Origin of the sequence: Sulfitobacter sediminivivens (genome assembly GCF_042611115.2) — a bacterium.
GTDB lineage: Bacteria > Pseudomonadota > Alphaproteobacteria > Rhodobacterales > Rhodobacteraceae > Sulfitobacter > Sulfitobacter sediminivivens.
In genome coordinates this window covers 40,456-51,547 of record NZ_JBHGAR020000022.1, presented here as the reverse complement: position 1 = coordinate 51,547, position 11,092 = coordinate 40,456, and the positions used below count along the sequence as shown (strand labels likewise).

The 11,092-nt window shown below is 54.7% G+C and carries 12 protein-coding genes, 2 tRNA genes and 1 pseudogene; 6 read left to right on the top strand and 9 right to left on the bottom strand.

The genetic code is table 11. The annotated features are described in order from the left end of the window. Positions 1-173: pseudogene (locus ACEWL3_RS17590) on the top strand (DNA polymerase IV); the annotation flags it as partial. A 30-nt stretch (positions 174-203) separates the two neighbouring features. Here ACEWL3_RS17590 and ACEWL3_RS17585 read toward each other — a convergent pair. Continuing rightward, entirely contained in the window at positions 204-1,064 is an 861-nt protein-coding gene (locus tag ACEWL3_RS17585) for an N-formylglutamate amidohydrolase (RefSeq protein WP_386184349.1), read from the bottom strand. A gap of 148 nt (positions 1,065-1,212) precedes the next feature. Here ACEWL3_RS17585 and ACEWL3_RS17580 point away from each other — a divergent pair. Both ACEWL3_RS17580 and ykgO read left to right on the top strand, forming a co-directional pair. Continuing rightward, a tRNA-Val gene (locus ACEWL3_RS17580) sits at positions 1,213-1,287 on the top strand. A gap of 99 nt (positions 1,288-1,386) precedes the next feature. Next, positions 1,387-1,512 (top strand): type B 50S ribosomal protein L36, encoded by a 126-nt coding sequence (gene ykgO, locus ACEWL3_RS17575; RefSeq protein WP_005850168.1) that lies wholly within the window; start codon positions 1,387-1,389, stop codon positions 1,510-1,512. A 202-nt stretch (positions 1,513-1,714) separates the two neighbouring features. On the opposite strand, the gene ACEWL3_RS17570 is transcribed toward ykgO, so the two are convergent. Continuing rightward, positions 1,715-2,254, bottom strand: coding sequence for a GNAT family N-acetyltransferase (locus ACEWL3_RS17570; RefSeq protein ID WP_386184351.1), 540 nt, complete (start codon positions 2,252-2,254; stop codon positions 1,715-1,717). Positions 2,255-2,531: 277 nt separating this feature from the next. Then, a complete protein-coding gene (locus ACEWL3_RS17565) occupies positions 2,532-3,035 on the bottom strand; it encodes a sulfatase/phosphatase domain-containing protein (protein WP_386184354.1) in 504 nt (167 codons plus the stop codon). Between ACEWL3_RS17565 and ACEWL3_RS17560 the strand changes: the two genes are divergently transcribed. Both ACEWL3_RS17560 and ACEWL3_RS17555 read left to right on the top strand, forming a co-directional pair. Continuing rightward, positions 3,028-3,456, top strand: a complete 429-nt coding sequence (locus ACEWL3_RS17560; protein ID WP_386184357.1) for a helix-turn-helix domain-containing protein — start codon at positions 3,028-3,030, stop codon at positions 3,454-3,456. The two genes, ACEWL3_RS17565 and ACEWL3_RS17560, sit on opposite strands and share 8 nt — an antisense overlap. A gap of 7 nt (positions 3,457-3,463) precedes the next feature. After that, on the top strand, positions 3,464-3,889 hold the full coding sequence (locus tag ACEWL3_RS17555; RefSeq protein ID WP_386184359.1) for a hypothetical protein: 426 nt from the start codon (positions 3,464-3,466) through the stop codon (positions 3,887-3,889). A gap of 131 nt (positions 3,890-4,020) precedes the next feature. Here the strand turns inward: ACEWL3_RS17555 and ACEWL3_RS17550 are convergent, their stop codons facing one another. Beyond that, positions 4,021-5,937: an adenylate/guanylate cyclase domain-containing protein gene (locus tag ACEWL3_RS17550; protein ID WP_386184362.1), complete on the bottom strand. Its 1,917-nt coding sequence runs from the start codon at positions 5,935-5,937 to the stop codon at positions 4,021-4,023. Between the two features lie 308 nt (positions 5,938-6,245). Between ACEWL3_RS17550 and ACEWL3_RS17545 the strand changes: the two genes are divergently transcribed. Then, positions 6,246-6,515, top strand: a complete 270-nt coding sequence (locus tag ACEWL3_RS17545; RefSeq protein ID WP_386184365.1) for a hypothetical protein — start codon at positions 6,246-6,248, stop codon at positions 6,513-6,515. A 297-nt stretch (positions 6,516-6,812) separates the two neighbouring features. On the opposite strand, the gene ACEWL3_RS17540 is transcribed toward ACEWL3_RS17545, so the two are convergent. The 5 genes from ACEWL3_RS17540 to ACEWL3_RS17520 all read right to left on the bottom strand — a co-directional run bounded on the left by ACEWL3_RS17540 (position 6,813) and on the right by ACEWL3_RS17520 (position 11,049). Then, positions 6,813-7,196: a hypothetical protein gene (locus ACEWL3_RS17540; protein ID WP_386184367.1), complete on the bottom strand. Its 384-nt coding sequence runs from the start codon at positions 7,194-7,196 to the stop codon at positions 6,813-6,815. Positions 7,197-7,343: 147 nt separating this feature from the next. Further along, positions 7,344-7,420: transfer RNA gene (locus ACEWL3_RS17535), tRNA-Arg, on the bottom strand. Positions 7,421-7,498: 78 nt separating this feature from the next. Then, complete coding sequence (locus ACEWL3_RS17530; RefSeq protein WP_386184369.1) at positions 7,499-8,884, bottom strand: sensor histidine kinase; 1,386 nt, start codon at positions 8,882-8,884, stop codon at positions 7,499-7,501. Between the two features lie 6 nt (positions 8,885-8,890). Next, complete coding sequence (locus ACEWL3_RS17525; protein WP_386184371.1) at positions 8,891-10,309, bottom strand: dihydrolipoyl dehydrogenase family protein; 1,419 nt, start codon at positions 10,307-10,309, stop codon at positions 8,891-8,893. Continuing rightward, on the bottom strand, positions 10,306-11,049 hold the full coding sequence (locus tag ACEWL3_RS17520; RefSeq protein ID WP_386184373.1) for a TVP38/TMEM64 family protein: 744 nt from the start codon (positions 11,047-11,049) through the stop codon (positions 10,306-10,308). The genes ACEWL3_RS17525 and ACEWL3_RS17520 overlap by 4 nt, the downstream gene beginning before the upstream one ends. Positions 11,050-11,092: the final 43 nt, after the last annotated feature.

Here is an 11,092-nt window from a genome sequence, read left to right as displayed (position 1 = left end):
ACCGGTTGATCGGCTGCGGCATTTCCGATCTCAGCAGCCCCGAAGGTGCCGACCTTGCCGGGGATTTGCTGGATCCAAACGCAGAAAAGCGCAGCAAGGCGGAACGCGCAACCGATGCAATTCGCACCCGATTCGGGAACAAAGCAATCGTAAAGGGCCGCGCCCTGCGATAGGCGCGCGCAGGAAAATGCACCAGACAAACGCTACTCGGCGGCCAGAGGCACACGCCCTTGGCCGATTGTTGCGATTTCGGCCACCACCTGACGCAGCGCGGCCCGCACGGCGTCGTAATTGCCGTTCGGGCGGATCAATGCTTCGTTCATGTAAAGGGATCGGTCAATTTCTACCTGAACAGCGTGCTGTCCCCGCGACGGGCGACCATAGGCCTGAGTGATGTAGGCCCCCGCAAATGGCGTGTTGCGGGTCACGGTAAACCCTGCCGCAGCAAATGCCGCCTCCACGCGGTCAACAACGTCACCACTGGCAGCGGCCCCAAAGCGATCTCCAAGTACCACATCCGGTCTGCGCATACCCGATCGCACCACGCCATCCATCGCCTCATGTGGCATTGAATGGCAGTCAATCAGAACCGCCTGACCGTGTCGTTGCTGCGCCGCGTCCAAAAGCTCTTGCAGCTTTTTATGATAGGGGTGCCAGAAATTCTGGATGCGATGCTCTGCCTCGCTGCGGCTCATCTTGCCGCGATAAATCGCCCGACCATTGGCCACCACACGCGGCACCACCCCAAGACCGGAGGCAACCCGCGGGTTATGGCCCTGCCTGCCCACCCCTTCGATCAATGCAGGATCAAGTTCCTCACAGGACCTGTTCAGGTCGACATAGGCGCGTGGCGCGCCGGCCCGGATAAAAGGAGCCCCAAATTGTGGGACGCATTCAAAAAGCCGGTCAACAAAGGCATCCTCTGACGATCTAATCGCATGCTCATCCAACACCGTTGTGCGCAGGAACGACCACGGATAATCGCACCCCGAATGGGGTGATGCGAACACCACGCAAGACCTGTTTTGGTCCGGGTGCAGTACTTGATAAGCTGACATCGGCATGAGCGTCCCTCTCGCCACTACCTTAGCGCATATTTCGCAATTGCCAAAAGCCCTTGATCATATCCACGACTCCTTTTATAGCACCGGAACCGGCGCGGCATCTCGCGCCCCATTTTGTTTGGGGCAAAGGGTTTCGCGCTATATAAGTGGGTGATTAGCTCAGCGGTAGAGCACTTCGTTGACATCGAAGGGGTCACTGGTTCGATCCCAGTATCGCCCACCACCTGTTTCATTGGCCCTGCATGCCGCAGGGTCGCCCGTAACCCGGCGCTGGTCCTTGTCTTTACTGATAAGGCGGGGCCACAGATGGAAGGATAAGAACATGAAAGTTCGCAATTCGCTCCGCTCGCTCAAAAACCGGCACCGTGATTGCCGCGTTGTGCGTCGCAAGGGCCGTGTTTACGTGATCAACAAAACACAGCGTCGATTCAAAGCCCGTCAGGGTTGATATCCGACCAGTTCGTGATCAAAGCCGCTCCCTCGGGGGCGGCTTTTTTTCGTTTGGAGGTTTTTCTGGCCGCAGTGCTTTGTAATTCGGTCTTTCACCAGAGACGTGCGAACGACCGAATTTGAAAATTCCGCCGGCCATGACGCCGCTTGTGCAGTTTTGCACGTTCCCCGGCGCGGGCCCCAACGCCGGCCCCGGTGTTTCAGGCTTTTTGAGACGTGCTGTCGATTTCGTTTGAGTGCACCCACACCTCCGCCTCAGGTTCATGGCTCGCCCGCGTTCCGTCCGTGACCGCCCCAAGCCTCTTTGCCACAGCCTGTGACCGCGTATTTCCGCAGTCTATGTAACTATATAGCCTATCTAACCCCAAGTCCTCACAGGCCCACTTCTTGACGGCGAACGCCGCTTCCGTGGCAAAGCCTTTTCCCTCCGCGCCTTCAAACAGATGCCATGCCAGCTCTACATCCGGCCAGTTTGAGTGCTTGATCACGCCGACCCGGCCAACGGGATCACCCGTGCTTTGTTCAACGACAATAAAGAAGCCGAAGCCGTGCCAATGCCAGTGGCCAATACCAGTCAGAAACCCGAACCAGGCCTGTTCCGCTGTGACCGTCTCTGCCTGCGCTACCATCGACGGGGCACTGGTCATGAAACGGGTCAATGCAGGCAAATCATCCCGTTCGGGTCCGCGCAACACCAACCGCGTGGTCGTCAGGGTGGGTGCAGTCGTGAGATTATTCATGCGCCGCCTTTCATTTTGCCGATTTGGGATAGAGCTGCGATCAGTCTAGCGAATGGTCGCGCAAAACTGAAAGCTGGCATTCACCCCCCCCGCATCATTCTTAGGTAAGGGCTTAAAACAGATTTTCCCTCAATCTAACCGAATAAAACAGGTCGTTAATTTGGTCATTTTACATACCGGTTTCGAAACTTTCTGTCCCGTTTCCTTAAGAGCATGTAGGTCGGCTGGCGGGACTTTGCTGCCGCTCGTATATCAAAACTCTGAGGACGGCAGGAAATTATCCATCAACGGATTCCATGTTCCAAGCGGCTAATAACCTGGGCAGTGCCTCATCCCATTCCATCACGCCAATTTTGGTCGCCCAATCAGCATATTGCGCCGCCATTTCAGCTTCCAACTTGGGGTTCATACCTGCAAGATTACGCAATTCGGTTCGGTCCGCTTCCATGTCGTACAGCTCCCAAGCCTGACCATACTGCCGGACAAGCTTGAACTGGCCCAACCGCACGGCAGCATTACCTTCATGCTCCCATAAAATGGGCTGATCGCGTTCCCATTCGTCTCCCTTAAACAAATCCATCAACGACTCGCCCTGTATTGGCTGGATTTCATGCCCGCCAACTTCGTTTTGGTAGGCGCATCCTGTGGCCTCCAGTATCGTGGGCAGGATATCGACAACATGGCAGGCAGCGTGTGCATTCGTGCGAGGCGTGAAACCTTTGGGCCAATGGGCGACTAACGGTGTGGAGATGCCTCCCTCGTGGACGTAGTGCTTGAACAATCGGAAGGGCGCGTTCGATACGTTCGCCCAAGGTACTCATTCCGTCGATCTTGGAAAACTTGGCCCCGCACCAGATCCGTGCACGCTCGATCACGACAAGCAGTACGCAAAGAAGGTTTATGACCAGTACAAATCCCTTGTCGGTGAACTGGTAAAAAAGCGGCGCGCGCTTGGATTATCTCAGGAAGATATCAACGCGGCCGCCGGTCTCGCAGATGGCCATATAAACAAACTGGAATCATTTGCCAGAACAGCCCAGTTTCCAACCCTCAGGCTATGGGCAGAAACTGTCGGGCTAGAAATCACTCTGGCAGCGTCAAGACTTCCACAGGCTACGGCCCGTGCAATAGATCGCCGCGTCTCCAATCCTTACGCCAAGAACATGGCGCGCCACAAAGCGGATATGCCAACAACATTGTAGCTTTCCCATGACCGATAAAGTGCCGGCGACCCCCAAGAAAACCCGTGTTCGTATTAGCGACGAGATGCGCAAATGCATTGAGCTCATGGCCTCAGAGGGCCTGCCGGTCCATGTTGCCGCTGAGCGCGCCAATATCACCCGTGACACAGCCGTGAGGAAAATGCGCAAGGCCCACGTGTTGAGGCTGTTCAACCAGCGCGTAAAGGATGTGCGAGACAACGCCTCACAGGCCGCCTACATGCGCATCAATCACCTTTCGGTGGCATCAACCAACGAACGCGTAAAGCTAGACGCCAGCAAGTGGGTTGCAGGCGTCGATGGGATATCCCCTGTTCAGAAAGTGCAGGGCGATCATTTTCACAGGCATGTATTCGGTGGGTTCAGCTATCCGGATCTGGAGCCGGTAGATGTCACGCCGGAAGATGGCGACTGAGTTCATTTTTCAGTGTGAAGGTCTGTAATGCGGACGAAGCTGACGTCTGAGTAACATAATTGGCCGTCTGCTTTCGGGCTAATTAATGACAAAAATTCCGAGTGCTTTGGTTGTTTGAATGCAATAATCGATCAACCAGAATCCTTGGGATCCAGCGTGCGGTATTTGCCTTCCGGAAATCCAGCCGTTCGGAGCATCTCGACAAAAGGCACAATTAGAGCGTCAGGTCGCTGGTAACGGCGATAGACCCAAACGATATCTGCAACTTTCACACCGGGACGCGCGGCTTCAAGTCGTTTACGGGCGCGTTCAAGATCATCGGTTCGACCGAGCTTGGCGAGAGCTACGACTTCGGGAACCATCGACCACCAATAGTCCAACAGCACACCCTTTTTTGCCTCTGCAAGCGCGCGTTCGTAGTCACCCTTGTGAAAATGGTATTCCGCAAGAGCTTGATGCCAGTCTTTTACGGTCGACCCCGGATCGAGGTCGATGGCCCGCTGCAGGAGCGCCGCCCCAAGTTCGAAGCGACCGGTCCAGACTAGCCAGTAGCCGAATTCCGCTTCTACGCTTCGGTCGCCCCCGATCGCGAGCGCATCTTCCGCTTCGGCAAAAAAACCGACGCGATCTCCATTCATCAACAGAAGAATACCCAGTACGAGCCGGACACGCGCCGAGTCAGGGTTCAACGCCTTGGACTTTTTGGCTGCTGACAACGCTCGGTCGAGTTTTTCCGCATAACTGCCTTCATAGCGATTGTTGAAAAAGCTCAGGTCTACGCGCAGTGCTTCGGCTAGTTGCGCCCAGGCGCGCCAGTAATTCGGCTCCTCTTGGATGACGCGTTCAATGCAGTTGTAGACCCGTTCTTGCACGTCCGGCCTGTCATACAAGTCGTCATAGAACATGGTGCATTCATAAGATGACAGATGTTCCGGCGGTTTTGCCCGTGCGCGCTGCTCGTGTGTGCGCCTTACAGCGCCACGCGTGTCGCCGATGGCTACCGCGACGCGTTCAGTGATCCGAGATTGCACGTCGAACAAGTTGACGGCTGTGAGATCGTCATCGAATAGCTCCGACCAGACCTGCGCGCGACTTTGGGTGTCAATCAGACGCGCGGTTACACGAAGACGATCACCAGCTTGTCTTACTGTTCCCTCCAGTACGAAATCAGCATTTAACGTTTCACCGATCTTGCGAACATCTTGGTGCTGGCCCCGGAAGGCGAAGGTGGTGTGTCGCGACAATACATTGAGATCGCGATAGTGCCCCAATTCAATGATCACGTCTTCGCTGATGCCGTTGGACAAATAGTTTTTCGAGGGATCTCCGCTCAGATTATCGAACGCCAGAACAGCAATCGTCGGGCCTGTGGGCCTGGCCAACATGGCGTCTTCGTCGAAGGCAACCGTCTTGTCGGCATCAGGTCTGTCCATGATCTGCCAGGCAACGATGGCCGCTACGAGGAGGAGCGTTCCGCCGACCGTCGCGCCTGCTCCGCGTCTCCTGGAGATCGGTCGGTGAATTTTGACCGCACTGTCGGAACTCAACCGGTAGATCTTCACAAGTCCGGAAATGTTCTTCAGCCTGCGTTCACCGAGGTATTCGAAGCCAACCACTGCCTTGCCAGCAGCCTGGGCCGCGACCACATCGGATACGTAGACATCGCCCGGCTCTGATGCCGCCTCGAGCCGCGCCGCTATATTGACACCGTCGCCGTAAAGATCATCGCCATCAATCATCACGTCTCCAAGATTGACGCCGATGCGAAGTTCAAGCCGTTGTTCAGGCGGCAGTTTGGCGTTCCGCTCCGCCAGACCCCATTGAATCTCGGCCGCGCAATTTACCGCATCAACAACCGAAGCAAACTCCACAAGGGCACCGTCACCCATCAGCTTGACAATTCGGCCATGATGTTTCTCGACCAGCGGATCGAATATTTCTGAGCGCAACGCTTTGAGCGCTTCCAGTACCGCATGCTCGTCTGCACCCATCAGGCGTGTATAGCCAACTACATCGGCGGCAAGAATCGCTGCAAGTCGACGTTCCATTGCCAAAGTCTACGATAGATCGCCCTTTCAATCCATTGAGCTGCTGAGCAGGGATAAAAGTTTGCACTCTGAAAATCCGTTGACAGTTCGCGAAAGCGGACATTGGTCAGAACGATGTCCATAGTCGCTGATGGGCTCTGAGCGGACATCTGACTACTTTGGTCAGGATCGCACCACGCCAAATTTGATCGAATGGCCGCAGTGCGGACAGAACGTACTCCTGCGACTTTTGGGATATTCCATCAAACCTGTTACAATGGAGTCTGCCGACGCATACACAAAGCTCGGCAGAAACAGGAGGAATAGAAATGACTCCGGTTGTCGTAACGCATGCGGTTGGTAACATGGACACTTGGTTGGGCGGAGGAGAAGTTCGCACAAAAACGTTCTCTCGCTTCTGTTCGGGCCACCGGGTGTTCAAGCATACTGACCAAGATCGGGTATCAATTATCTTCGATAACGTAGGCCTTGATAAGATGAAGACCACCTTCCAATCATCGGAGGCCGCTGCGAGTAAGGTCCAACACACGGTGATCGAGCCGATTGAAATTTACATTGAGGTTAAAGGCGGCAGCTGATCGTTTGCATGTGAATGGGGTTTTGTGGAGCGCGAAAAATCACCTCAGGCTCCAAAGTCGGCTACAAGCTTTGTACAAAGGCACTGCTTGTCTGTTTCGGGCTCTTTCCAGACTCTGGACCCAACAATTCTTAGGTCAAAAAATTTAAAACAAAGAGGTCATTCGAGAGAGGGATGGGGCGTGGACTACACTACGCGCGCTGCGTTTTTGGGGGCAGGGTCCAGTATCGCTCAGAGATGAAGGGGGTGGGGCGGGGTCGATCCTATCTGGAACGGACCCCACCCTTGATCTCTGGTGCTAACCCGCTGCTTCGCCGCCAATGTTCCGTACGCTTTTTAATAACGTATCGAATATCTTATCGTGGGCGGGTGCCGCGTTCCCGAAAACGTATTGCCCCATGTCTTCTTTAAACCATTCGATCTGAGCGATAAGATCTTGCGCGTTTGTCGCCGGTGTTGTTGCAAGAAGTATGCTCAATGCCTGCGCTGCGTCATGCTGCATTGCCTCTTCTTCTGAATCGTCCGGCGCGTCACACGCGGCCTCACTGGCCTTGCGCCAATTGACCAGCCATTCACTGTGACTGTCTTGACCGAGATTACCCGCTTCAAGCTGCGCGAGTATCTTGGCGCGTGATCCGGCATCGAGTTCGCCCATGATCGTATAGAATTCATTTAACTGCATTTCTTATTCCTTCCATAGAGTTATGCCCATCAGTAGGGCGGAAAGAAGAAATGATGCGTAAGTAAATGACTTGTGGTGGGAAAACTGGTGGGGTGAAAATATCCAGATCCAATTATCTCATACGATCAATTGTTTGGTGGTTCTCATTGGCGGACCGAGGAGGATTCGAACCCCCGACCCCCTGATTCGTAGTCAGGTACTCTATCCAGCTGAGCTATCGGTCCACTGCCGGGCGGTTTAGTGGGATGGGGTGCGGTTTGCAAGCCCCTGTTTGCCGTCAGCTCGATTTTCGCTTGCCCAGATCACACGGTACCGTCGCCCTTTGGCAGAGTGATGATAAATTGCGTGCCAGATGCGTCGGTTGTGCCCAGAGAAAGGGTGCCACCATGGCCTTTCACAAGTTCTGAGGCAATGGCAAGGCCCAGCCCGGATCCCCCTTTGCGCGCACCACCCTGAAATGGCGTAAACAGATGCGCCCGCGCTTTTGCTGGCAGTCCCGGACCGGTGTCCCTAACGGTGATCTGCCATGCGGCGTCCGTGTCAAATGCTTGAATAGTGATCTGTCCGGGCTGGCCGGTTGCCATGATTGCCTGTCGCGCATTACGCACCAGATTGGACAAAACGCGGTACATTTGCTCGGGATCAGCGCGGACCAACAACTGCTCTGGGATATCCGTGGCAAAGTCGATGACGTGCTCTCTGGCGGCCAGTTTTTCGCCTTCGATCACATCACCGATCAATTCGGCCATATGGACCATGGTGAGGGTCGGTCCCGGTTCTTCGGCTCTGCCAAAGGCCAGAGTGGATTCGCACAAATGCACCGCACGGGTGATGGACCCCACCAGCTTGGGTGCCATACGCTTGACCGCTGGATCCTCTGACATCTCGATGCGGTCGGTAAACAGCTGCGCCGAGGTCAGGATGTTGCGCAAATCATGGCTGATCTTGCTCACGGCGGACCCCAGCTGCGCCAGCCGCTCTTTTTGCTTAAGCGCCTGGGTGAGATCTGTTTGCAACTTCTTCAGCGCTTCCTCTGCCTCGCGCAACTCGGTCACCCCTGCACTGGGGGTAATGATGCGCCGCGCGTCTTCAGGTGCCTCTGCATAGTTCTGCATATGCCCCACAACGCCCTTGATTGGTTTGACCAAGAACACCCGCATCGCACCGAACAACAAAAACGCGGTGAAGACAGAGATCGCCGCAGAGAGCGCTAGAATCCGCTTGCCGTAGTCCAGCATGGCCATCCGCATTGGGGCGGTCTCCATCGTCACCTCGATCAGCAAACCGGCCTCCCGCACAGGTGCCCCAATCACCCGGATCACATCGTTTTCTGGACGAAAGAGCCGCATCATTGCGTCTTTGATCAGCGACATCGCGGTCGCATCGCGCAGATCAAAGGTTGCAGAGATGGATTGCGGCATATCAGATGACAACATCAACTGCCGCACTTCATCGCGGCGCAACACCACGTTGAACACCTCGGCATTGTTCAGCAGTTCTGTCTCGAGCGCGGGATCCAGCATGTCGTCTGCCAACAGCGCCAATGATGCAATCTGCGCCCGTTCCAAACGGTTCAGCATATAATCTTCCCGAAACCGGGCGATCGATGGCACAAAGATCAGTACCTCTGCCAGCATGACAAAGACAATCGTCAGGATCAGCAATCGACCAGAGAGGGAATTGATCATCGACATTTAGGGGACAAAGCGCTGCACAAAGCCGACCACACGTTTAACCATATCGCTCTCAAACAGACGCGGGCTGAAATACGCGCCAGCCGCGCGTTTGTTGATCTCGCCGATGGTGGGGTACGGTGCAACCATGGCGGCAATCTGGCTCATTTTCATGGTATTGGCCAGCGCCAAGGCCCACAGATTAATCAATTCTCCCGCTTGATAACCCACAATCGACGCGCCAATGGGGCGGCCTTTGACGACCATCACTTTGATAAATCCTTTGGTTTTGCGTTCCGCGATTGCGCGGTCATTGTGATTATAGTGAAACCGCACCACTTCCAATTTGTCACCATGCTGTGCGCGCGCCTGAGCTTCGGTCAGACCAACCTGTGACAATTCAGGGTCTGTATAGGTCGCCCAGGGGATGTAATGTGTCTTGGCCTTGGAAGGCAGACCAAACAGCATTGAACGGATAATCACACCCGCATGATATCCCGCTACATGGGTAAATTGCAGTCCACCTGCCACATCACCAATTGCATAAATCTTACGGTTTGTTGTGCGCAGGCTTGTATCCACTTTGACGCCGCCACGCACAGGCTCAACGCCGGCTTTTTCCAGATCAAGCCGATCTGTATTCGCCTTGCGCCCCACTGCAATAAGCAGATGAGACCCCTTGAACACTCGCCCATCCTTCGCCTCTACCTCGATCGCCCCTTTTTTGCCGCGAATTTCGGAAGCCAGTGCGCCTTCTTCAATCACCACACCTTCGTCGCGCAAATTGTTCAGAACGACGGCGGCCAGTTCGGGGTCATCTTTGCCCAGCGCCTTTTCGCCCTCGATCACCGTGACTTTCATGCCCATGCGAATGTGCGCCTGTGCCATCTCCATGCCGATTGGTCCGCCCCCAATGATCAAGAGATGTTTGGGTTTTTGCCGCAGGTCAAACAGTGTTTCGTTGGTTTCATATGGAACAGTCTCAAGTCCGGGAATTGGCGGGACAAGAGGAGATGAACCTGTGGCAATGACGATACGGCGCGCTTTGATGATGGTATCACCCGCCTCTACTTCATCGCTGGAAATGAACCGGCCAAATTTGCGGATCACTTTGACGCCAAGCCCTTCGAACCGTTCCTGGCTATCCACCGGAGCGATTTGCGCAATCACATCTGCCACATGATCCTTGGCAGCAGCATAATCTACATCACCGGGCGCGTTTTCCACGCCGTATTGTGCGGAATGTTGCTGACCATAAGCGGCCTTGCCCGTCGCAATAAGCGCCTTTGATGGCACGCAGCCATAGTTCAGGCAATCACCGCCCATTTTATGCCCTTCAAGTAGGACAACATCCGCGCCCATCTGCGCCGCTCCCGCCGCCACCGACAGGCCACCAGAACCTGCACCAATGATCAGAATATCTGTTTTGATCCGGTTCATTTCAGCAGGTCCTTCTTGCCGGTAATTTTCTTGATGACAATTGGCATCAATGACAGCGCACACAGGCCAAGAATGGGCAGCAATATGTGTGATTCGAAGATGATACCGAGATTGGGCGTTTCATCTTTGGCAAAGACTTCGCCAAGGCCCGAACCAACGGATGTGTAAACCAATCCTCCGGGCATGATCCCAAAGAACGTCGAGATGACAAAACGATAGAGCGGCACACCCAAAAACGCAGGGATCAGGTTTGCGACAAAGAACGGCACCGCAGGCACCAGACGGATAAAGAACAGCATCGACCATTGGTTTTCGTCGATGCCATGTTTGATCTTGGCCACCATCCCGTCAGAGGCGTCCATCCGTTCCTGCAACTTTTCACCCAGCCCCCATTGAGCCGCCAAGAAGATAATCACCGCCCCAGACGTCGCACCAATGACGTTAAACAAAACTCCGGGAAAGACACCAAACAGGAACCCTCCTGTCAGCGTGGCAATTGCGGCACCGGGCAAAGAGAATGCAACAATCACCATATAAGCCAACATGAAAACGAGCGCTGTCATCACATAATTGCTGTCCCGGAACACGATCAATGTTTCTCTGTTGTCGCGCAAAGCATCAAACGACAGATAGTCACGCAAGGTAAATGCACCGATCGCGGCCACCAAAGCGATGGCCATCAGTGGCAAGTAGCGGACCAGGGCAGTTTTTTGATTTGCTTCGTCGGTCATATCGGTCATTTCTGCCTCTGGGCAAAGGTGTTTGCGTGGTTGAGAACATAAA